Annotated in this window: 19 protein-coding genes; all 19 read left to right on the top strand. The window is 64.9% G+C overall.

Annotation, left to right across the window (positions count from 1 at the left end; genetic code table 11):
* Positions 1-17: 17 nt before the first annotated feature.
* The 19 genes from purB to nuoL all read left to right on the top strand — a co-directional run bounded on the left by purB (position 18) and on the right by nuoL (position 21,835).
* A complete protein-coding gene (gene purB, locus ACFPU0_RS03410) occupies positions 18-1,388 on the top strand; it encodes an adenylosuccinate lyase (RefSeq protein WP_377691379.1) in 1,371 nt (456 codons plus the stop codon).
* A gap of 60 nt (positions 1,389-1,448) precedes the next feature.
* Positions 1,449-2,615: a JmjC domain-containing protein gene (locus ACFPU0_RS03405; protein ID WP_377691378.1), complete on the top strand. Its 1,167-nt coding sequence runs from the start codon at positions 1,449-1,451 to the stop codon at positions 2,613-2,615.
* On the top strand, positions 2,608-3,033 hold the full coding sequence (locus tag ACFPU0_RS03400) for a GNAT family N-acetyltransferase (RefSeq protein WP_377691377.1): 426 nt from the start codon (positions 2,608-2,610) through the stop codon (positions 3,031-3,033). The genes ACFPU0_RS03405 and ACFPU0_RS03400 overlap by 8 nt, the downstream gene beginning before the upstream one ends.
* An 8-nt stretch (positions 3,034-3,041) precedes the next feature.
* Positions 3,042-3,671, top strand: coding sequence for a histone acetyltransferase HPA2 (locus tag ACFPU0_RS03395; RefSeq protein ID WP_377691376.1), 630 nt, complete (start codon positions 3,042-3,044; stop codon positions 3,669-3,671).
* The gene (locus ACFPU0_RS03390) at positions 3,668-4,477 is read left to right on the top strand and encodes a secretin N-terminal domain-containing protein (RefSeq protein ID WP_377691375.1); all 810 of its coding nucleotides are present in this window, start codon (positions 3,668-3,670) and stop codon (positions 4,475-4,477) included. The genes ACFPU0_RS03395 and ACFPU0_RS03390 overlap by 4 nt, the downstream gene beginning before the upstream one ends.
* A 512-nt stretch (positions 4,478-4,989) precedes the next feature.
* Positions 4,990-6,585: an isocitrate lyase gene (locus tag ACFPU0_RS03385; protein WP_377691374.1), complete on the top strand. Its 1,596-nt coding sequence runs from the start codon at positions 4,990-4,992 to the stop codon at positions 6,583-6,585.
* 237 nt (positions 6,586-6,822) lie between these two features.
* Entirely contained in the window at positions 6,823-7,422 is a 600-nt protein-coding gene (locus ACFPU0_RS03380; RefSeq protein WP_377691373.1) for a murein L,D-transpeptidase catalytic domain-containing protein, read from the top strand.
* 119 nt (positions 7,423-7,541) lie between these two features.
* Entirely contained in the window at positions 7,542-9,536 is a 1,995-nt protein-coding gene (locus ACFPU0_RS03375; protein ID WP_377691372.1) for a PhoX family protein, read from the top strand.
* 490 nt (positions 9,537-10,026) lie between these two features.
* Positions 10,027-10,440, top strand: a complete 414-nt coding sequence (locus ACFPU0_RS03370; RefSeq protein WP_377691371.1) for an NADH-quinone oxidoreductase subunit A — start codon at positions 10,027-10,029, stop codon at positions 10,438-10,440.
* Between the two features lie 10 nt (positions 10,441-10,450).
* Positions 10,451-11,128 (top strand): NuoB/complex I 20 kDa subunit family protein, encoded by a 678-nt coding sequence (locus ACFPU0_RS03365; protein ID WP_377691370.1) that lies wholly within the window; start codon positions 10,451-10,453, stop codon positions 11,126-11,128.
* 62 nt (positions 11,129-11,190) lie between these two features.
* A complete protein-coding gene (gene nuoC, locus ACFPU0_RS03360) occupies positions 11,191-12,972 on the top strand; it encodes an NADH-quinone oxidoreductase subunit C/D (RefSeq protein ID WP_377691369.1) in 1,782 nt (593 codons plus the stop codon).
* A gap of 1 nt (position 12,973) precedes the next feature.
* Positions 12,974-13,468 carry an NADH-quinone oxidoreductase subunit NuoE gene (gene nuoE / locus ACFPU0_RS03355; protein WP_377691368.1) on the top strand — a complete coding sequence of 165 codons (495 nt, stop codon included), beginning with the start codon at positions 12,974-12,976 and terminating at the stop codon, positions 13,466-13,468.
* A complete protein-coding gene (gene nuoF, locus ACFPU0_RS03350; protein WP_377691367.1) occupies positions 13,465-14,811 on the top strand; it encodes an NADH-quinone oxidoreductase subunit NuoF in 1,347 nt (448 codons plus the stop codon). The genes nuoE and nuoF overlap by 4 nt, the downstream gene beginning before the upstream one ends.
* Positions 14,812-14,909: 98 nt before the next feature.
* Entirely contained in the window at positions 14,910-17,618 is a 2,709-nt protein-coding gene (gene nuoG / locus ACFPU0_RS03345) for an NADH-quinone oxidoreductase subunit NuoG (RefSeq protein ID WP_377691366.1), read from the top strand.
* On the top strand, positions 17,615-18,607 hold the full coding sequence (gene nuoH / locus ACFPU0_RS03340) for an NADH-quinone oxidoreductase subunit NuoH (protein WP_377691365.1): 993 nt from the start codon (positions 17,615-17,617) through the stop codon (positions 18,605-18,607). The genes nuoG and nuoH overlap by 4 nt, the downstream gene beginning before the upstream one ends.
* An 11-nt stretch (positions 18,608-18,618) precedes the next feature.
* Positions 18,619-19,167, top strand: coding sequence for an NADH-quinone oxidoreductase subunit NuoI (gene nuoI / locus ACFPU0_RS03335; RefSeq protein ID WP_028628751.1), 549 nt, complete (start codon positions 18,619-18,621; stop codon positions 19,165-19,167).
* A 10-nt stretch (positions 19,168-19,177) separates the two neighbouring features.
* Positions 19,178-19,678 (top strand): NADH-quinone oxidoreductase subunit J, encoded by a 501-nt coding sequence (gene nuoJ, locus ACFPU0_RS03330; protein ID WP_377691364.1) that lies wholly within the window; start codon positions 19,178-19,180, stop codon positions 19,676-19,678.
* Between the two features lie 4 nt (positions 19,679-19,682).
* Positions 19,683-19,991 carry an NADH-quinone oxidoreductase subunit NuoK gene (nuoK, locus tag ACFPU0_RS03325; protein WP_271407713.1) on the top strand — a complete coding sequence of 103 codons (309 nt, stop codon included), beginning with the start codon at positions 19,683-19,685 and terminating at the stop codon, positions 19,989-19,991.
* Entirely contained in the window at positions 19,988-21,835 is a 1,848-nt protein-coding gene (gene nuoL / locus ACFPU0_RS03320) for an NADH-quinone oxidoreductase subunit L (protein ID WP_377691363.1), read from the top strand. The genes nuoK and nuoL overlap by 4 nt, the downstream gene beginning before the upstream one ends.
* Positions 21,836-21,854 lie beyond the last annotated feature (19 nt).

Here is a 21,854-nt window from a genome sequence, read left to right as displayed (position 1 = left end):
TGTCCGAGAACGCCCTCATGCAGCTTTCCTCGCTCACCGCGGTTTCCCCCGTAGACGGCCGCTACGCCGGCAAAACCAGCGCCCTGCGCCCGATCTTCAGCGAATACGGCCTGATCCGTTGCCGCGTCCAGGTAGAGGTCCGCTGGTTGCAGCGCCTTGCCGCCCACGCCGGCATCCCGGAAGTCGCGCCCTTCTCCGCCGAAGCCAATGCCCTGCTCGACAAGCTGGCCGAAGACTTCCAGCTGGAGCACGCCGAGCGCATCAAGGAAATCGAGCGCACCACCAACCACGACGTCAAGGCCGTGGAATACCTGCTCAAGGAGCAGGCCGCCAAGCTGCCGGAGCTGGCCAAGGTCAGCGAATTCATCCACTTCGCCTGCACCAGCGAGGACATCAACAACCTGTCCCACGCCCTGATGCTGCGCGAAGGCCGCGACCAGGTCGTGCTGCCGCTGATGCGCCAGCTGGCCGACGCGATCCGCGACCTGGCCGTGCGCTTCGCCGACGTGCCGATGCTGTCCCGCACCCACGGCCAGCCGGCCTCGCCCACCACCCTGGGCAAGGAAATGGCCAACGTGGTCTACCGCCTCGAGCGCCAGATCGCCCAGGTCGCGGCCGTACCGCTGCTGGGCAAGATCAACGGCGCCGTGGGCAACTACAACGCCCACCTGTCCGCCTACCCGGAAGTCGACTGGGAAGCCAACGCCCGCGAATTCATCGAAGGCGACCTGGGCCTGGCCTGGAACCCCTACACCACCCAGATCGAGCCGCACGACTACATCGCCGAGCTGTTCGACGCCATCGCCCGCTTCAACACCATCCTGATCGACTTCGACCGCGACGTCTGGGGCTACATCTCCCTCGGCTACTTCAAGCAGAAGACCATTGCCGGCGAGATCGGCTCGTCCACCATGCCGCACAAGGTCAACCCGATCGACTTCGAGAACTCCGAAGGCAACCTGGGTATCGCCAACGCGCTGTTCCAGCACCTGGCCAGCAAGCTGCCGATCTCCCGCTGGCAGCGCGACCTGACCGACTCCACCGTGCTGCGCAATCTGGGTGTCGGCTTCGCCCACAGCGTCATCGCCTACGAGGCAACCCTCAAGGGAATCAGTAAGTTGGAGCTGAATGCTCAGCGTATTGCTGAAGATCTGGACGCCTGCTGGGAAGTCCTTGCCGAGCCGATCCAGACCGTGATGCGCCGCTACGCGATCGAGAATCCGTACGAGAAGCTCAAGGAACTGACCCGCGGCAAAGGCATCAGCCCTGAAGCCCTGCAGACCTTCATCGATGGCCTGGACATCCCGGCCGAGGCCAAGGCCGAACTGCGCAAGCTCACCCCCGCCAGCTACATCGGTAATGCCGTAGCCCAGGCCAAGCGCATCTGACCGGTTTTGAACCAGTGCACGCCCGGCTGTGCCGGGCGTTTTTATTTCAAAGGCTTAGATATGAATCCTGATATTCCTCTTCAACTTCTGGGCGGCCTTACCGCGCGCGAATTCCTGCGTGATTACTGGCAGAAGAAGCCGCTCCTGATTCGCCAGGCCATCCCCGATTTCGAAAGCCCCATCTCGCCCGATGAGCTGGCGGGCCTGTCCCTGGAAGAGGAAGTCGAATCGCGCCTGGTGCTCGAACACGGCGAGCGCCCCTGGGAACTGCGTCGCGGCCCCTTCGCCGAAGACACCTACCAGAACCTGCCCGAGCGCGACTGGACCCTGCTGGTCCAGGCGGTCGACCAGTTCGTCCCGGAAGTCGCCGAACTGCTGGAGCAGTTCCGCTTCCTGCCCAGCTGGCGCATCGACGACGTGATGATCAGCTTCGCCGCGCCGGGCGGCGGCGTTGGCCCGCACTTCGACAACTACGACGTCTTCCTCCTGCAAGGCCATGGCCGCCGCCGCTGGAAGATCGGCCAGATGTGCGACGCCGAAAGCGCGCTCCTGCCCCACGCCGACCTGCGCATCCTCGCCGACTTCCAGCAGACCGACGAATGGGTCCTGGAGCCCGGCGACATGCTCTACCTGCCGCCGCGCCTGGCCCATTTCGGCATCGCCGAAGACGACTGCATGACCTACTCCGTCGGTTTCCGCGCCCCCAGCGCCGCCGAAGTGCTGACCCACTTCACCGATTTTCTCGCCCAGTTCCTGCCGGACGAGGAACGCTACAGCGACGCCGGCACCGCCCCGGCCAGCGATCCCCACGAGATCCAGCGCGACGCCCTGGACCGCCTCAAGGCGCTGCTCAATGAGCACATGAGCGATGAGCGCCTGCTGCTGACCTGGTTCGGCCAGTTCATGACCGAGCCGCGCTACCCCGAACTGGTAGCCGGCGCCGAGGTGGAAGAAGACGACTTCCTCGCCGCCATCGAGGACGGCGCCGTGCTGGTGCGCAACCCCAGCGCCCGCCTGGCCTGGTCCGAAGTGGATATCGGCCTGGTGCTCTTCGCCAGCGGCCAGAGCCGCCTGCTGCCGGGCGACCTGCGCGAGCTGCTGAAGCTGCTCTGCGCCGCCGACGCACTGCACCGGGAGAATCTCGGCCAATGGCTGGCCGATGACGAGGGGCGTAAGCTTCTCCTGGAACTGGTCAAGCAAGGGAGCCTGGAGTTTGCCGATGAGTGAGATACATGTCCGTATTGCCGACTGGCAGAAGGACAATGCCGACCTGCGACGTATCCGCGAAACCGTATTCATCGCCGAGCAGTCCGTCGCACCGGAATTGGAGTGGGACACCGAAGATGCGGACGCCGTGCACTTTCTCGCCTTCGAGCAGGACTATGCTATCGGCACCGCCCGCCTGCTGCCTGACGGCCACATCGGGCGCGTTTCGGTACTCAAGGACTGGCGTGGACTTAAGGTCGGCGACCGGCTTCTGCAGGCAGCCATCGCCGAAGCCGAGCGTCGTGGCCTGAAGCGTCAGATGCTTTCCGCCCAGGTCCATGCCACCGCGTTCTACGAGCGTCACGGCTTCAAGGTCGTCAGCAGCGAGTTCCTCGAGGCTGGCATCCCCCACGTGGACATGGTGCGCGAAAGCCAGTAGAGGCAGAGATGAACGAGAACGCCCCGGACCCCGCTGAGAACGACGTCGAACTGCCGGCAATCGAATTCCAGTCGCCGGGGCGCTTCAGCGTTCACAATCCCGGCCCCGCCCAGGGCGAAGCGCCTGGCTGGGAGCCGGCCCCCTTCATCCTGGGCAGCCACGATCACCTGGAGCGCTTCAGCACGCCGGAACAGGCCCGCGCCCACGCCCTGGCGCTGATGCAGCAGGCACGCCGCAGCCTGTGCCTGTACAGCCCCGACCTGGAGCCCTGGCTCTACCACAACAGCGCCATCCAGCAAGCCTGCACCCGGCTGCTGATCAGCGACCCGAAATGCCAGCTGCGCATCCTGGTGCGCGACCTGAGCCGTGCCGTGAAGGAAGGCCACCGCCTCTTCAACCTGAGCCGGCGCATTTCCAGCAATTTCCAGATCCGCCGGATCAACCCCGACCATCCCTCGGAAGACCTGGCCTATCTCATCGCCGACGACCGCGGCCTGCTGGTGCGCCCCGAACCCGACCAGTTCGCCGGCTACGCCCTGTACAACGACCCCGGAAGGACCCGGCTGCAGCAAACCCGCTTCGACCAGGCCTGGGACCTCAGCATCACCGACCCCGACCTGCGGAGCTTCCTGCTATGAGCCCACGCGCCCTGCTCGCCAGCTTCCTGCTGCTGCTCTGCGTACCCCTGCAAGCCGCCACGGAACTCATCCAGCTGCGCTATCGCAGCGCGGAAGAGCTGCTGCCCATGGCGCAGTCGGTGCTTGGCAACGCGGGGCGCGTCAGCGCCTATGGCAACCAGCTCATCGTCAACGCCGAACCGGCGAAGATCACCGAGTTGCGCAGCCTGCTCGACCAGCTCGACACCCGTCCGCGGCGGCTGCTGATCAGCGTCGACACCAGCGACAGCAATTTCCAGAGCGACCGCGGCTATGCGGTCAACGGTTCGGCCAGCGTCGGCGGCGTCGAAGTCGAGGCGGGCCGCGGCGAAGTGCGCGGCCGCGACCAGGTGCGCATCATCCGCCGCAGCACGGACAGCCGCGGCAGCGGCGTGCAGCAGGTGCAGACCACCGAGGGCTACCCGGCACTGATCCAGGTGGGTCAGAGCGTGCCCATCACCACTACCAGCAGCGGCCCCTACGGCGAGCTCTACAGCAACACCGAGTATCGCAACGTCACCCGCGGCTTCTATGTCACCGCCACCCTCAGCGGCGAACTGGTGCACGTCAGCATCGCCAGCAATCGCGACCGCCTGAACAGCGCCCGGCCCGGCGTGATCGACGTGCAGAGCACCGACACCAAGGTCAGTGGCCGCCTCGGCGAATGGATCACCATCGGCGCCGTGAACCAGGACAATCTGTCGGAGCAGAGCGGCTTCCTGCGCCACCGCACCACCCAGGGCCGTGAAGACATGACCCTGCGCCTCAAGGTCGACGCGGTCGACTGATCGCGTATTTTCTGACCAGCCGGTCTCCTCCTAAAGTCTTATGTAGTAGTCCAAAAAAAACACTACAAAACGTTTGACGAACACATGTTCGAAGAGCATGATGGCCTCGCTCCCGCTAGCCAGGGGCCCTGAAAAGGGCCTTCGGACCGCGCTCCCAGCCAACCAGCCGAGCCGATCCGTGTTGCGACAGCCCACAAGGCAGTGCGACGAGGTTGCGACTGGAACGAAGTTGTCCTGAGGGACGGGGAAGCGCCCGCAACAACCGCAAGATCGGAGGCAGTGCCCGGCGAATCGCCCATCGGTTACCACGAACCGGCAAGCGATCGAAGAGCGCAAAACCACCCGACGATCTCCGCGAGAGTCTGCAAATCGTCCCCCCTCTGCCCTTGGCTCCATCTCCTCCAGTCGACCCTTCGACGCGCTGCGGTGAGCAACCCGCAATAACCTTCAGAACGCAGGTTGTTGAGTGGGAAAGTCGGTGCTCAACCAATACACACTTTGAAGGATTGACCATGTCCGCTTATCAGAACGACATCAAGGCCATTGCCGCACTGAAAGAAGTGAACGGTAACAGCTGGAGCGCTATCAACCCCGAGTCGGTTGCCCGCATGCGCGCCCAGAACCGCTTCAAGACCGGTCTGGATATCGCCAAGTACACCGCGGCCATCATGCGCAAGGACATGGCCGAGTACGACGCCGACTCCTCCGTCTACACCCAGTCCCTGGGCTGCTGGCACGGCTTCATCGGTCAGCAGAAGCTGATCTCCATCAAGAAGCACCTGAAGACCACCAACAAGCGCTACCTCTACCTGTCCGGCTGGATGGTCGCTGCCCTGCGTTCCGACTTCGGCCCGCTGCCCGACCAGTCCATGCACGAGAAGACCGCCGTTTCCGGCCTGATCGAAGAGCTCTACACCTTCCTGCGCCAGGCCGACGCCCGTGAACTGGACCTGCTGTTCACCGCCCTGGACGCCGCCCGCGCCGCCGGCGACAAGGCCAAGGAAGCTGAAATCCAGGCTCAGGTCGACAACTACGAAACCCACGTAGTACCGATCATCGCCGACATCGACGCCGGTTTCGGCAACGCCGAAGCCACCTACCTGCTGGCCAAGAAGATGATCGAAGCCGGTGCCTGCTGCATCCAGATCGAGAACCAGGTATCCGACGAGAAGCAGTGCGGCCACCAGGACGGCAAAGTGACCGTTCCCCACGAAGACTTCCTCGCCAAGATCAACGCCGTTCGCTACGCCTTCCTCGAGCTGGGCGTTGACGATGGCGTGATCGTTGCCCGTACCGACTCCCTGGGCGCCGGCCTGACCAAGCAGATCGCCGTTACCCGCCAGCCGGGCGACCTGGGCGACCAGTACAACTCCTTCCTGGACTGCGAGGAAATCTCCGCCGCCGAACTGCAGAACGGCGACGTGGTGATCAACCGCGGCGGCAAGCTGCTGCGTCCCAAGCGCCTGGCTTCCAACCTGTTCCAGTTCCGCAAGGGCACCGGCGAAGACCGCTGCGTCCTGGACTGCATCACCTCGCTGCAGAACGGCGCCGACCTGCTGTGGATCGAGACCGAGAAACCCCACGTTGGCCAGATCAAGGGCATGGTTGACCGCATCCGCCAGGTCATCCCGAACGCCAAGCTGGTGTACAACAACAGCCCGTCCTTCAACTGGACCCTGAACTTCCGTCAGCAGGTGTTCGATGCGTTCGTCGCCGAAGGCAAGGACGTTTCCGCCTACGACCGCGCCAACCTGATGAGCGTGGAATACGACGAAACCGAACTGGCCCAGATCGCCGACGAGAAGATCCGCACCTTCCAGCGCGACGGCTCGGCCCAGGCCGGCATCTTCCACCACCTGATCACCCTGCCGACCTACCACACCGCCGCGCTGTCCACCGACAACCTGGCCAAAGGGTACTTCGCCGACCAGGGCATGCTGGCCTACGTGAAGGGCGTTCAGCGCCAGGAACTGCGCCAGGGCATCGCCTGCGTCAAGCACCAGAACATGGCGGGTTCCGACATCGGCGACAACCACAAGGAGTACTTCGCTGGCGAAGCCGCTCTGAAGGCCAGCGGCAAAGACAACACCATGAACCAGTTCCACTAAGAGGAACTGCCACCAGCCGACCACGCATCGGCCGGACATGGCGAGCCAGAGAACCCCGGTGCCTGCACCGGGGTTTTTCTTTGCGCGCCCTGTAGGCGCCTGATGGGTATCATCGAATTCAACCCATCCTACGCCCCTCCCCTCAGCGAGATGGAGCCGTGTAGGATGGGTTGAGCACAGCGATACCCATCGCTCCGACTTAGAATCACAAGGTAATCCCCTCCCGGAGAACCGGCCGTGCCAAGAACCCTGCTGCTGATCCTGCTGCTCATTTCCCCGACCCTGCGTGCCGGCGACCTCGAACTGCTGGTCGCCCAACCCGCCCTGGACGAGGTGCTCGGAGAACTGAAGAGCAGCCGACATCCGCACTTCGCCGTGGTCGACTACGGCCGCGCCTCCACACTGCCGCGCTTCTACCTCTTCGACAGCCGTAGCCACGCCTTGCTGGGCAGCTTCCGGGTCGCCCATGGCAAGGGCTCGGACCCGGACCATGACAGCCACGCCGACAACTTCTCCAACGCCTTCGGGAGCCGTGCCTCCTCCCTTGGCCTGTTCCGTACCTCCGAGGTGTTCGACAGCGAGGAGCCCGGTCACGGCCGCTCCATGCGCCTCGTCGGCCTCAGCCCGAGCAACAGCAATGCCGAGGAGCGCGCCATCGTCATCCATGCCAACGCCTACATGGAGGATGACTTCATCCGCCGCCACGGCGTACCCGGGCGCAGCTACGGTTGCCTGGTGCTGTCCAACGCCGACCGCAACCAGGTGATCCGGCAACTGCAAGGCGGCGCGCTGATCTTCGCCATCAGCCAGAAGGACCAGGCCCTTGCCAGCCAATGATTCACCGCCGGACGCGCGTCATTCCCCATGCAACAGCAACTACACGCCGTTGTCACGGTTCCGTCGCTTTCAATGGTTAGCGTCAGGGCTCCGTTGATTCGCCTGCGTGGAGACCCGCCTTGGACCAACACAACGACAATGCCGTGCTCTTTGGCAACGGCGACGAACTGCCCAGCAACACCACCAACAACCCGCATATCAACGACCTGGTCGGCGGCCTCAACCGCCGTCAGCTGCTGATCGGCGGCGCTGCCATGAGCACCCTCGCCTTCCTCGGTGCAGCCCTTCCCGGCGAGGCGCTGGCGGCTGATGCCGACGCCAAGGGCTTTTCCTTCAAGCCCCGCTCGCGCCTGCCCTTCGAAGCCATTCCCACCGGCCGCGCCGACACCATCACCGTCCCGCCGGGCTACAAGGCCACCCCCTTCATTCCCTGGGGCACCCCGATCACCGGGCGCTACCCGGCTTTCCTGGACGACGCCAGCAACAGCGCCCAGGACCAGGCCGAGCAGATCGGCATGCACCATGACGGCATGCACTACTTCCCCATCGATGCCCGTCGCGGTTCCGGCAAGAACTCCGAGCACGGCCTTCTGGTGCTCAACCATGAATACATCGACGCCCCGCTGCTGCATCCCAACGGCGCGACCCTGGTGGACGGCAAACGCGTCAGCGCCGAGGAAGTACGCAAGGAAATCAACGCCCACGGCGTATCGGTGGTGGAGATCCGCCGCAATGTAAGCGGCGAGTGGGAAGTGGTGCCGAGCCGCCGCAACCGCCGCATCACCGCCGCGACGCACATGGAAATCACCGGCCCGGCCCGCGGCCACAAGCTGCTGCAGACCCGCTACAGCCCACAAGGTACCGCCACCCGCGGCACCCAGAACAACTGCTCCAATGGCTTCACCCCCTGGGGCACCTACCTCACCTGCGAGGAGAACTGGGCCGGCTACTTCGCCACCCGCGATGCGGACCTGCCGCGCGAACTCAAGCGCTATGGCCTGCGCAACGCCAGCCGCTTCGGCTGGGAAACCCTCGCCGGCGACGAGTTCGAACGCTTCGATGCCACCCGCAAGGCCGCCGACGCCAAGGACGACTACCGCAACGAGCCCAACCACTTCGGCTGGATAGTCGAAATCGACCCCTTCGACCCGGACTCCACCCCGGTCAAGCACACCGCCCTCGGCCGCTTTGCCCACGAAGGCCTGATCTTCGCCCCGGTGAAACCGGGCCGCCCGGTGGTCTGCTATTCCGGCGATGACTCGCAGAACGAGTACATCTACAAGTACGTCAGCCGCGACAAGTACCGCCCCGGCCAGGCCAACGGCCGCCTGCTGGACGAAGGCACCCTCTACGTCGGGCGCTTCAATGCCGATGGCAGCGGCGACTGGCTGGCCCTGGACCTCGACGACAGAAACTTCCTCAAGGCCTGCCAGGCCGCAGGTGTCAGTTTCGCCGACCAGGGCGAGGTGCTGATCAATACCCGCCTGGCCGCCGACATCGTCGGCGCCACCCGTATGGACCGCCCTGAATGGGGCGCGGTGAACCCGGACAACGGCGAGGTCTACTTCACCCTCACCAACAACACCGCACGCACCACCGCCGACGCCGCCAACCCGCGCCCGGCCAACGCCTACGGCCACATCATCCGCTGGCGCGAAAACAGCCGCGACCATGCCGGCCAGCGTTTCGACTGGAACATCTTCCTGCTCGCCGGCCCGGAAGGCGACAGCCGCGCCCCCAACGGCCAGGCCCTCACCGCCCAGAACATCCTCGCCAGCCCCGACGGCCTCTGGTTCGACGACGAAGGCCGCCTCTGGATCCAGACCGACATGAGCGGCAACCAACTGAGCGCCGGCCCCTTCGGCAACAACCAGATGCTGGTGGCCGATCCGCGCAGCGGCGAGCTGAAGCGCTTCCTGGTCGGCCCGCTGGGCGCCGAGGTGACCGGCATCAGTGCAACGCCGGACTTCCGCACCCTGTTCGTCAACATCCAGCATCCGGGCGAAGGCTCCACGGGCACCAACCTGCTCAGCACCTGGCCGGATGGCCCGGGCAAGCGTCCGCGCTCCTCCACCGTGGTCATCACCCGCGAGGATGGCCGCCGGTTACTCTGATCCCCCCTCGAAACTTTCGGCCGGCCAGCGATGGCCGGCGTTTTTTTCACATCGGAAGAGCCCGAGCGGAAAAAAACAATAGGATTTGTCGCAAATATGAAAGTGATCCGGAGAGCAACTTAGGAGGATTAGGACGTATTTGTACAAGCAGTTTCTTAGTTCTACGGAGCAATTCCCGTGTAGTGACTAATTAACCGCCAGTCAAATGCTAATGACTCTCATTACACCACCAACAAGCACACCCAGTGCGACATAAGGCCGCAATCAGACCAAGGCCTAAGGAAATCCTGAAAGCCACGCGATACGCGGCCTGCAGAGGAGAGGGGCACCAAAAAACGGGCGCCTCGGGCAAATTTTTGGCCTGAAAAATTTACTTGCACACCCGCTCGGGCATAAAATTGTCGGAATCGATTGCCAGGGCATCATTTGATCCCTGCATTAAACCTTTTAACGCAAGTGAACGCCGTTCCTTGTCTTAAGGAGTTCCGGCATGTCGGAAGCTACTGCCATCATGTCCCACAACTGGGGTTTCGCTGTTTTCCTGCTGGGTGTCGTCGGCCTCTGCGCCTTCATGATCGGGGTCTCGAGCCTGCTCGGCAGCAAGGCCATCGGCCGCAGCAAGAACGAACCCTTCGAATCCGGCATGCTCCCCACCGGCACCGCCCGCCTGCGCCTTTCCGCCAAGTTCTATCTGGTCGCGATGCTCTTCGTGATCTTCGACGTCGAAGCCCTCTTTCTCTTCGCTTGGTCCGTTTCCGTCCGTGAAAGCGGTTGGGCCGGTTTTATCGAAGCAACCATTTTCATAGCAATTCTGTTGGCAGGTCTTGTCTACCTTTGGCGCATCGGGGCGCTCGATTGGGCTCCCGAAGGTCGTCGCAAGCGGCAGGCGAAGCTAAAACAATGAGGCTTTGGCAATGCAATACAAACTTACTCGGATCGATCCGGATGCGACTTACGAGCAGTATCCGATCGGCGAACGGGAGACCGTTTCCGACCCGCTGCTAGAAGATCAGGTGCACAAGAACATCTTCCTGGGCAAGCTCGAGGATGTTCTCAACGGCGCAGTCAACTGGGGTCGCAAGAACTCCCTGTGGCCGTACAACTTCGGCCTCTCCTGCTGCTACGTGGAGATGACCACCGCCTTCACCGCGCCGCACGACATCGCGCGCTTCGGTGCGGAGGTCATTCGTGCATCACCGCGCCAGGCGGACTTCATGGTCATCGCCGGCACCTGCTTCGTGAAGATGGCACCGGTCATCCAGCGCCTCTATGAGCAGATGCTCGAGCCCAAGTGGGTGATCTCCATGGGTTCCTGCGCGAACTCCGGCGGCATGTACGATATTTACTCGGTCGTTCAGGGCGTGGACAAGTTCCTCCCCGTGGACGTCTACATTCCCGGCTGCCCGCCCCGACCGGAGGCGTTCCTGCAAGGCCTGATGCTGCTGCAGGAATCCATCGGCCAGGAGCGCCGCCCGCTATCCTGGGTCGTGGGGGACCAAGGCATCTATCGTGCCGACATGCCCTCCGAGCGGGAAAAGCGCCGCGAACAGCGTATTCAGGTCACCAACCTGCGCAGCCCCGACGAAGTCTGAGCCTGTTCTTCCCCGGAAGACTTGAGGCTCATTCTTTACGTTGACGAATAGCGACCGAGACCATGACTGCAGACACCGTTCTGTCCATTCCGCCTTACAAGGCAGACGACCAAGACGTCGTCGTAGAACTGAATTCCCGCTTCGGCGCCGAAAGCTTCACCCTCCAGTCGACCCGCACCGGCATGCCGGTGATCTGGGTTGGCCGTGACAAGCTGATCGACGTCCTCAAATTCCTGCGCAACCTGCCGCGCCCCTACGTCATGCTGTACGACCTGCATGGCGTCGACGAGCGCCTGCGTACCCAGCGCCGCGGCCTGCCGGGCGCCGACTTCACGGTGTTCTACCACCTGATGTCGCTGGAACGTAATAGTGACGTGATGATCAAGGTCGCCTTGTCCGAGAGCGACCTCAACCTGCCCACCGCCACCGGCATCTGGCCCAACGCCAACTGGTACGAGCGGGAAGTCTGGGACATGTACGGCATCACCTTCGCCGGCCATCCGCACCTGTCGCGGATCATGATGCCCAACACCTGGGAAGGTCACCCGCTGCGCAAGGACTACCCGGCGCGCGCCACCGAATTCGACCCCTTCAGCCTGACCCAGGCCAAGCACCAGCTCGAAGAAGAAGCTGCGCGCTTCCGCCCGGAAGACTGGGGGATGAAACGCCACGGCGAGAACGAGGACTACATGTTCCTCAACCTCGGCCCGAACCACCCCTCCGCCCACGGTGCCTTCCGCATCATCCTGCAGCTGGACGGCGAAGAGATCGTCGACTGCGTGCCGGAAGTCGGTTACCACCACCGCGGCGCCGAGAAGATGGCCGAGCGTCAGTCCTGGCACAGCTTCATCCCCTACACCGACCGCATCGACTACCTCGGCGGGGTGATGAACAACCTGCCGTACGTCCTCGCGGTGGAGAAGCTCGCCGGCATCAAGGTGCCGCAGCGCGTCGACTTCATCCGCGTGATGATGGCCGAGTTCTTCCGGATCACCAGCCACCTGCTGTTCCTGGGTACCTACATCCAGGACGTGGGCGCCATGACCCCGGTGTTCTTCACCTTCACCGACCGCCAGCGTGCCTACAAGGTGATCGAGGCCGTCACCGGCTTCCGCCTGCACCCGGCCTGGTACCGCATCGGCGGCGTCGCCCACGACCTGCCGCGCGGCTGGGATGGCCTGGTCAAGGAATTCGTCGAATGGCTGCCCAAGCGCCTCGACGAGTACGAAAAGGCCGCCCTGAAGAACAGCATCCTGCGTGGCCGTACCATAGGCGTGGCGCAGTACAACACCAAGGAAGCCCTCGAGTGGGGGGTCACCGGTGCCGGCCTGCGTTCCACCGGCTGCGACTTCGACCTGCGCAAGGCGCGCCCCTACTCCGGCTACGAGAACTTCGAGTTCGAAGTGCCGCTGGCCCACAACGGCGATGCCTACGACCGCTGCATGGTCCGTGTTGAAGAGATGCGCCAGAGCATCCGCATCATCGACCAGTGCCTGAAGAACATGCCGGAAGGCCCGTACAAGGCGGACCACCCGCTGACCACGCCGCCGCCGAAAGAGCGCACGCTGCAGCACATCGAGACCCTGATCACCCACTTCCTGCAGGTTTCCTGGGGCCCGGTCATGCCGGCCAACGAAGCCTTCCAGATGATCGAGGCGACCAAGGGCATCAACAGCTACTACCTCACCAGCGACGGCAGCACCATGAGCTACCGCACCCGGATCCGGACGCCCAGCTTCCCCCACCTGCAGCAGATCCCTTCGGTGATCCGCGGCAGCATGGTGGCGGACCTGATCGCCTACCTGGGCAGTATCGACTTCGTAATGGCTGACGTGGACCGCTGATATGAGCACCCTTATCCAGACCGACCGTTTCGTCCTCAGCGAAACCGAGCGCTCGGCCATCGAGCACGAAATGCATCACTACGAGGACCCGCGCGCGGCGTCCATCGAAGCCCTGAAGATCGTCCAGAAGGAGCGCGGCTGGGTGCCTGACGGCGCCGCCGACGCCATCGGCGCGGTCCTCGGCATCCCCGCCAGCGACGTCGAGGGCGTGGCCACCTTCTACAGCCAGATCTTCCGCCAGCCGGTAGGCCGCCACGTGATCCGCGTGTGCGACAGCATGACCTGCTACGTCGGCGGCCATGAGTCCGTCGTCGCCGAAATGCAGAAGCAGCTCGGCATCGGCCTCGGCCAGACCACCACCGACAACCGCTTCACCCTGCTGCCGGTCTGCTGCCTGGGCAACTGCGACAAGGCCCCGGCGGTGATGATCGACGACGACACCTTCGGCGACGTCCAGCCTGACGGCGTTGCCAAGCTGCTGGAGGCCTATCAATGAAGACCCTTACCTCCATCGGCCCGGCCAACCGCATCAATCGCAGCGAAGAGACCCATCCGCTGACCTGGCGCCTGCGCGAAGACGCGCAGCCGGTATGGCTCGAGGAATACCAGCAGAAGAACGGCTACGCCGCCGCGCGCAAGGCCCTGACCGAAATGGCCCAGGCCGACATCGTGCAGCAGGTCAAGGACTCCGGCCTCAAGGGCCGCGGCGGTGCGGGCTTCCCCACCGGCGTGAAGTGGGGCCTGATGCCGGCCGACGAATCCATGAACATCCGCTACCTGCTGTGCAACGCGGACGAAATGGAACCCAACACCTGGAAGGACCGCATGCTGATGGAACAGCTGCCCCACCTGCTGGTGGAAGGCATGCTGATCAGCGCCCGCGCCCTCAAGGCCTACCGTGGCTACATCTTCCTGCGCGGCGAGTACGTCGACGCGGCGCGCAACCTCAACCGCGCCATCGACGAAGCCAAGGCCGCCGGCCTACTGGGCAAGAACATCCTCGGCAGCGGTTTCGACTTCGAACTCTTCGTGCACACCGGTGCCGGCCGCTACATCTGCGGTGAAGAGACCGCGCTGATCAACTCCCTGGAAGGCCGCCGCGCCAACCCGCGCTCCAAGCCGCCCTTCCCCGCCGCCGTCGGCGTCTGGGGCAAACCCACCTGCGTCAACAACGTCGAGACCCTGTGCAACGTGCCGGCGATCGTCGCCAACGGCGTGGACTGGTACAAGACCCTGGCCCGCCCGGGCAGCGAAGACATGGGCACCAAGCTCATGGGCTTCTCCGGCAAGGTGAAGAACCCCGGTCTCTGGGAACTGCCCTTCGGCGTCCCGGCCCGCGAGCTGTTCGAGGACTACGCTGGAGGGATGCGCGACGGCTTCAAGCTGAAGGCCTGGCAACCCGGCGGCGCCGGTACCGGCTTCCTGCTCCCCGAGCACCTGGACGCCCCCATGTACGCCGCCGGCATCGCCAAGGTGGGCACCCGCATGGGTACCGGCCTGGCGCTGGCCATCGACGACAGCATCAACATGGTCTCCCTGCTGCGCAACATGGAAGAGTTCTTCGCCCGCGAGTCCTGCGGCTGGTGCACTCCCTGCCGCGACGGCCTGCCCTGGAGCGTCAAGCTCCTGCGCGCCCTCGAGCGTGGCGAAGGCCAACCCGGCGACCTGGAGACCCTGGAGCAGCTCGTCAGCTTCCTCGGCCCGGGCAAGACCTTCTGCGCCCACGCACCGGGTGCCGTCGAGCCGCTGGGCAGTGCGATGAAGTATTTCCGTCCGGAGTTCGAGGCAGGCATCGCCCGCCAGATCCCGGCAGCGCGACCGATCCCGGTCGGCGCCTGAGAAGAAGATTCGCGTGGCGGCGGCCGCTGATCCGGCCCCGCGCGCACACTGATTCCATTAGCCAAAGCCCGGTCACACGGGCAGATGAAGACTGAACCATGGCCACTATCCACGTAGACGGCAAGACGCTCGAAGTCGATGGTGCAGACAACCTCCTGCAGGCCTGTCTGTCCCTCGGACTCGACATCCCCTACTTCTGCTGGCACCCGGCGCTCGGTAGCGTCGGCGCCTGCCGCCAGTGCGCGGTGAAGCAGTACACCGACGAAAACGACAAACGCGGTCGCCTGGTCATGTCCTGCATGACCCCCGCCACCGACAACACCTGGATTTCCATCGACGACGAAGAGGCCAAGCAGTTCCGCGCCAGCGTCGTCGAATGGCTGATGACCAACCACCCGCACGACTGCCCGGTGTGCGAGGAAGGCGGTCACTGCCACCTGCAGGACATGACGGTGATGACCGGCCACAACGCCCGTCGCTACCGCTTCACCAAGCGTACCCACCAGAACCAGGAACTCGGCCCGTTCATCGCCCACGAGATGAACCGCTGCATCGCCTGCTACCGCTGCGTACGCTACTACAAGGACTACGCCGGCGGCACCGACCTCGGCGTCTACGGCGCCCACGACAACGTCTATTTCGGCCGCGTCGAGGACGGTGTGCTGGAGAGCGAATTCTCCGGCAACCTGGTGGAGGTCTGCCCGACCGGTGTGTTCACCGACAAGACCCACTCCGAGCGCTACAACCGCAAGTGGGACATGCAGTTCGCCCCGAGCATCTGCCACGGCTGCTCCAGCGGCTGCAACATCAGCCCCGGCGAGCGCTATGGCGAGATCCGCCGCATCGAGAACCGCTTCAACGGCTCGGTGAACCAGTACTTCCTCTGCGACCGCGGCCGCTTCGGCTACGGCTACGTCAACCGCGAAGACCGTCCGCGCCAACCGCTGCTGGGCAACCAGAAGCTCGGCCTGGACGCCGCCCTGGACAAGGCCGCCGAACTGCTGAAAGGCAAGCGCGTGATCGGCATCGGCTCGCCACGTGCCAGCCTCGAAGGCAACTTCGCCCTGCGCGAACTGGTCGGCGCCGAGAACTACTACTCCGGCATCGCCGCCCAGGAACTCGCCAACCTGCGCCTGATCCGCGACATCCTGCAGAACGGCCCGCTGCCGGTGCCGACCCTGCGCGACGTCGAGAAGCACGACGCGATCTTCGTCCTCGGTGAGGACCTGACCCAGACCGCCGCCCGCATGGCCCTCGCCCTGCGCCAGGCGGTCAAGGGCAAGGCCACCGAAATCGCCGCCTCGATGAAGATCCAGGACTGGCACATGGCCGCCGTGCAGAACGTCGCCCAGGACGCCCTGAATCCGCTGTTCATCGCCAGCGTCGCCGCCACCCGCCTGGATGACGTCGCCGCCGAGAGCGTCCACGCCGCCCCGGCGGACCTCGCCCGCATCGGCTTCGCCGTGGCCCACGCCATCGACCCGAGCGCCCCGGCCGTAGAAGGCCTGGAAGCCGAGGCCGCCGAGCTGGTCAAGCGCATCGCCGATGCCCTGCTGGCCGCCAAGCGTCCGCTGGTGATCTCCGGCGCCTCCCTGGGCGAGAAAGCCCTGATCGAGGCCGCCGCCAACATCGCCAGCGCCCTGAAGAACCGCGAGAAGAACGGCTCCCTCAGCCTGGTGGTCCCGGAAGCCAACAGCATGGGCCTGGCCCTGTTCGGTGGCGAGTCCGTCGACGCCGCCCTGGACGCCCTGACCTCCGGCAAGGCCGACGCCGTGGTCGTTCTCGAGAACGACCTGTATCGCCGCGCCGATGCCGCCAAGGTGGACGCCGCACTGGCCGCCGCGAAAGTCGTGATCGTCGCCGACCACCAGCAGACCGCTACCGTCGAACACGCCCACCTGGTGCTGCCGGCCGCCAGCTTCGCCGAAGGCGACGGCACCCTGGTCAGCCTGGAAGGCCGCGCCCAGCGCTTCTTCCAGGTCTTCGAGCCGAGCTACTACGACGACCAGATCATCATCCGCGAAGGCTGGCGCTGGCTGCACGCGCTGCACAGCACCCTGCAGGGCAAGGCCGTGGACTGGACCCAGCTGGACCAGGTCACCACCGCCTGCGCCGAAAGCAGCCCGCTGCTGGCCGGCATCCGCGATGCCGCACCGACCGCCTCGTTCCGCATCAAGGGCCTGAAGCTCGCCCGCGAACCGCATCGCTACAGCGGCCGTACCGCCATGCGCGCCGATATCAGCGTGCACGAGCCGCGCCAGCCCCAGGACAAGGACTCGCCCTTCGCCTTCTCCATGGAAGGCTATGCCGGCAGCGTCGAACCTCGTCAGCAGATCCCCTTCGCGTGGTCCCCGGGCTGGAACTCGCCGCAGGCCTGGAACAAGTTCCAGGACGAAGTCGGCGGCCACCTGCGCGCCGGCGACCCGGGCGTGCGCCTGATCGAGGCCAAGGGCGCGGCTCTGCCCTGGTTCAGCGTCAATGCCGCCTTCAACCCGACCCAGGGCACCTGGCAGGCCGTGCCGCTGCACCACCTGTTCGGCAGCGAGGAGAACAGCTCCCGCGCCGCCCCGGTGCAGGAGCGCATCCCGCAGCCCTACGTGGCCATGGCCAAGGACGAAGCCGACCGCCTCGGCGTCAATGACGGCGCCCTGCTCGCCCTGACCATCAACGGCCAGACCCTGCGTCTGCCGCTGGCCGTCAAGGAAGAAATGGGCATCGGCCTGGTCGGCCTGCCCGCCGGCCTGCCGGGCATCCCGGCCGCCTTCGCCGGCGCCGTCGTCACCGCCGTACAGGAGTCCGCGCAATGAGCTGGCTGACGCCCGAACTGATCGACATCGTCGTCGCCGTCCTCAAGTCCATCGTCATCCTCCTGGCGGTGGTGGTGAGCGGCGCGCTGCTCTCCTGGGTGGAGCGCCGCCTGCTGGGCCTGTGGCAGGACCGTTACGGTCCGAACCGCGTGGGCCCCTTCGGCGCCTTCCAGCTGGGCGCGGACATGATCAAGATGTTCTTCAAGGAAGACTGGACCCCGCCGTTCGCCGACAAGCTGATCTTCACCCTGGCGCCCATCATCGCGATGAGCGCCCTGCTGGTGGCGTTCGCCGTGGTGCCGGTCACCCCCACCTGGGGCGTGGCCGACCTGAACATTGGCATCCTGTTCTTCTTCGCCATGGCCGGTATCGCGGTGTACGCGGTGCTCTTCGCCGGCTGGTCGAGCAACAACAAGTTCGCCCTGCTCGGCAGCCTGCGCGCCTCGGCCCAGACCATCTCCTACGAGGTGTTCCTGGCCCTGTCGCTGATGGGCATCGTGGCCCAGGTCGGTTCCTTCAACATGCGCGACATCGTTGAATACCAGGCGCAGAACCTGTGGTTCATCATTCCGCAGTTCTTCGGCTTCTGTACCTTCATCATCGCCGGCGTCGCCGTGACCCACCGTCACCCGTTCGACCAGCCGGAAGCGGAACAGGAACTGGCCGACGGCTACCACATCGAGTACGCCGGCATGAAATGGGGCATGTTCTTCGTGGGCGAGTACATCGGCATCGTGCTGATCTCCGCCCTGCTGGTGACCCTGTTCTTCGGCGGCTGGCACGGCCCGTTCGGCATCCTGCCGCAGATCCCCTTCATCTGGTTCGCGCTCAAGACCGGCTTCTTCATCATGCTGTTCATCCTGCTGCGCGCGTCCATCCCGCGCCCGCGCTATGACCAGGTGATGGCCTTCAGCTGGAAGGTGTGCCTGCCGCTGACCCTGATCAACCTGCTGGTGACCGGCGCCCTGGTGCTGGCCGCGGCCCAGTAAGGAGTAATGCCATGATCAAAGAAATCATCCATGTCGTGCATGGCACCTTCACCCAGCTGCGAAGCCTGGTGATGATCTTCGGCCATGCCTTCCGCAAGCGTGACACCCTGCAATACCCGGAAGAGCCCGTGTACCTGCCGCCGCGCTACCGCGGCCGCATCGTCCTCACCCGCGACCCCGACGGCGAGGAGCGCTGCGTAGCCTGCAACCTCTGCGCCGTGGCCTGCCCGGTCGGCTGCATCTCCCTGCAAAAGGCCGAGACCGAGGACGGCCGCTGGTACCCGGAATTCTTCCGCATCAACTTCTCCCGCTGCATCTTCTGCGGCCTGTGCGAGGAAGCCTGCCCCACCACCGCGATCCAGCTGACCCCGGATTTCGAGATGGGCGAGTTCAAGCGCCAGGACCTGGTGTACGAGAAGGAAGACCTGCTGATCTCCGGCCCCGGCAAGAACCCGGACTACAACTTCTATCGCGTGGCGGGCATGGCCATTGCCGGCAAGCCGAAAGGCGCCGCGCAGAACGAGGCCGAGCCGATCAACGTGAAGAGCCTGCTGCCCTAAGGAGACGCGCGTGGAATTCGCCTTCTATTTCGCCGCCGCCGTGGCGGTAGCCTCCACCGTGCTGGTGATCACCAACACCAACCCGGTGCATGCCCTGCTCAACCTCATCGTCTCGCTGCTGGCGGTGTCGATGTGCTTCTTCGCCCTGGGGGCGCCCTTTGCCGGCGCCCTCGAAATCATCGTCTACGCCGGCGCCATCATGGTGCTGTTCGTCTTCGTGGTGATGATGCTGAACCTCGGACCGGCCATCGCCGAGCAGGAGAAGAAGTGGCTCAAGCCGGGCATCTGGACCGGGCCGGCCATACTCTCCGCCGCGCTGCTGGCCGAGCTGCTCTACGTGCTGTTCGGCAACGCCAGCGGCGCCACCATCGGCCACACCACGGTGGACTCCAAGACGGTCGGCATCAGCCTCTTCGGCCCCTATCTGCTGGCCGTGGAACTGGCCTCCATGCTGCTGCTGGCAGCCCTGGTCGCCGCCTTCCACCTCGGCCGCCACGAAGCAAAGGAGTAACGCCATGACTGGCATCCCAATGGAACACGGCCTGGCGCTCTCCGGCGTACTGTTCTGCCTGGGCCTGATCGGCCTGATGGTGCGGCGCAACATCCTCTTCGTGCTGATGAGCCTGGAAGTGATGATGAACGCCGCCGCCCTGGCCTTCGTGGTCGCCGGCGCCCGCTGGGCCCAGCCTGACGGCCAGATCATGTTCATTCTGGTGATCAGCCTTGCAGCCGCCGAGGCCAGTATCGGCCTGGCGATCCTGCTGCAGCTGTACCGCCGCTTCCATACCCTCGATATCGACGCTGCCAGCGAGATGCGCGGATGAACCTTCTATTCCTCACTTGCCTGTTCCCCCTGCTCGGCTGGTTCATCCTGGCCTTCTCCCGCGGGCAGCTCTCCGAACGCGCCGCCGCCGTCATCGGCGTCGGCTCGGTGGGTCTGTCCGCCCTGGTTGCCGCCTGGATCATCTGGCAGTTCAACGTCGCGCCGCCGGCAGGTGGCGTCTACACCCAGACCCTGTGGCAGTGGATGAGCGTGGCGGGCTTCGCCCCCAGCTTCACCCTCTACCTGGACGGCCTGTCCCTGACCATGCTCGGCGTGGTCACCGGCGTCGGCTTCCTGATCCACCTGTTCGCCTCCTGGTACATGAGCGGCGTCGAGGGTTTCTCGCGCTTCTTCGCCTATACCAACCTGTTCATCGCCAGCATGCTGTTCCTGGTGCTGGGCGATAACCTGCTGTTCCTCTACTTCGGTTGGGAAGGCGTGGGCCTGTGCTCCTACCTGCTGATCGGCTTCTACTACAGCCACACGCCGAACGGCAACGCGGCGCTCAAGGCCTTCATCGTCACCCGCGTCGGCGACGTGTTCATGGCCATCGGCCTGTTCATCCTGTTCTTCCACCTGGGCACCCTGAACATCCAGGAGCTGATGAAGCTGGCCCCCGAGAAGTACGTGGCCGGTGATGCCTGGCTCTGGGTCGCCACCCTGATGCTGCTCGGCGGCGCCGTGGGCAAATCCGCCCAGCTGCCGCTGCAGACCTGGCTGGCAGACGCCATGGCCGGCCCGACCCCGGTCTCCGCGCTGATCCACGCCGCCACCATGGTGACCGCGGGCGTCTACCTGATCGCCCGTACCCACGGCCTGTTCCTGCTGACTCCGGAAATCCTCGAACTGGTCGGCATCGTCGGCGGCGTGACCCTGGTCCTGGCCGGCTTCGCCGCCCTGGTGCAGACCGACATCAAGCGCATCCTCGCCTACTCCACCATGAGCCAGATCGGCTACATGTTCCTCGCCCTGGGCGTTGGCGCATGGGACGCGGCGATCTTCCACCTGATGACCCACGCCTTCTTCAAGGCCCTGCTGTTCCTCGCCTCCGGTGCGGTGATCAACGCCCTGCACCACGAGCAGAACATCTTCAAGATGGGTGGCCTGTGGAAGAAGCTGCCTTTGCCCTACGCCTGCTTCATCGTCGGTGGTGCCGCCCTGGCCGCGCTGCCGCTGGTGACCGCCGGCTTCTACTCCAAGGACGAGATCCTCTGGGAAGCCTTCGCCAGCGGCCACAGCGCCCTGCTCTACGCGGGCCTGGGTGGTGCGTTCCTGACCTCGATCTACACCTTCCGCCTGATCTTCATCGCCTTCCACGGTGAAGCGAAGACCGAAGCACACCCGGGCCATGGCGTCGCCCACAGCCTGCCGCTGGTGGTCCTGCTGGTGCTCTCCACCTTCGTCGGCGCGCTGATCACCCCGCCGCTGGCCGGTGTGCTGCCGGAAAGCGTCGGCCATGCCGGCGGCGAGGCCAAGCACAGCCTGGAAATCGCCTCGGGCGCCATCGCCCTGGCGGGCATCCTGCTGGCCGCCATGCTCTTCCTCGGCAAGCGCCGCTTCGTCAGCGCCGTCGCCCAGAGCGCCCCGGGCCGCCTCCTCGGCGCCTGGTGGTTCGCCGCCTGGGGCTTCGACTGGCTCTACGACCTGCTGTTCGTCAAACCCTACCTGCTGGCCTGCCGCCTGCTCCGCCGCGATCCCATCGACGGCAGCATCGGTGTGATCCCGCGCGTGGTACGGGGCGGCAACAGTGCGCTCAGCCGCAGCCAGACCGGCCAGTTGCGCTGGTACGCCGTTTCCATAGTCGGCGGGGCCGTGCTCGTGCTCGGCGCCGTGCTGCTGACCTGAATCTACTTAAGGAATTGAG

It is taken from the genome of Pseudomonas sp. GCM10022186 (assembly GCF_042656385.1).
In the GTDB taxonomy this organism is placed as follows: Bacteria; Pseudomonadota; Gammaproteobacteria; order Pseudomonadales; family Pseudomonadaceae; genus Metapseudomonas.
This window is presented reverse-complemented; position numbering and strand designations above follow the sequence as displayed.

Coding starts and splice junctions, on each gene's coding strand:
- purB (WP_377691379.1), top strand. CDS start 18: ATGCAGCTTTCCTCGCTCACCGCGGTTTCCCCCGTAGACGGCCGCTAC.
- ACFPU0_RS03405 (WP_377691378.1), top strand. CDS start 1,449: ATGAATCCTGATATTCCTCTTCAACTTCTGGGCGGCCTTACCGCGCGC.
- ACFPU0_RS03400 (WP_377691377.1), top strand. CDS start 2,608: ATGAGTGAGATACATGTCCGTATTGCCGACTGGCAGAAGGACAATGCC.
- ACFPU0_RS03395 (WP_377691376.1), top strand. CDS start 3,042: ATGAACGAGAACGCCCCGGACCCCGCTGAGAACGACGTCGAACTGCCG.
- ACFPU0_RS03390 (WP_377691375.1), top strand. CDS start 3,668: ATGAGCCCACGCGCCCTGCTCGCCAGCTTCCTGCTGCTGCTCTGCGTA.
- ACFPU0_RS03385 (WP_377691374.1), top strand. CDS start 4,990: ATGTCCGCTTATCAGAACGACATCAAGGCCATTGCCGCACTGAAAGAA.
- ACFPU0_RS03370 (WP_377691371.1), top strand. CDS start 10,027: ATGTCGGAAGCTACTGCCATCATGTCCCACAACTGGGGTTTCGCTGTT.
- ACFPU0_RS03365 (WP_377691370.1), top strand. CDS start 10,451: ATGCAATACAAACTTACTCGGATCGATCCGGATGCGACTTACGAGCAG.
- nuoC (WP_377691369.1), top strand. CDS start 11,191: ATGACTGCAGACACCGTTCTGTCCATTCCGCCTTACAAGGCAGACGAC.
- nuoE (WP_377691368.1), top strand. CDS start 12,974: ATGAGCACCCTTATCCAGACCGACCGTTTCGTCCTCAGCGAAACCGAG.
- nuoF (WP_377691367.1), top strand. CDS start 13,465: ATGAAGACCCTTACCTCCATCGGCCCGGCCAACCGCATCAATCGCAGC.
- nuoG (WP_377691366.1), top strand. CDS start 14,910: ATGGCCACTATCCACGTAGACGGCAAGACGCTCGAAGTCGATGGTGCA.
- nuoH (WP_377691365.1), top strand. CDS start 17,615: ATGAGCTGGCTGACGCCCGAACTGATCGACATCGTCGTCGCCGTCCTC.
- nuoI (WP_028628751.1), top strand. CDS start 18,619: ATGATCAAAGAAATCATCCATGTCGTGCATGGCACCTTCACCCAGCTG.
- nuoK (WP_271407713.1), top strand. CDS start 19,683: ATGACTGGCATCCCAATGGAACACGGCCTGGCGCTCTCCGGCGTACTG.
- nuoL (WP_377691363.1), top strand. CDS start 19,988: ATGAACCTTCTATTCCTCACTTGCCTGTTCCCCCTGCTCGGCTGGTTC.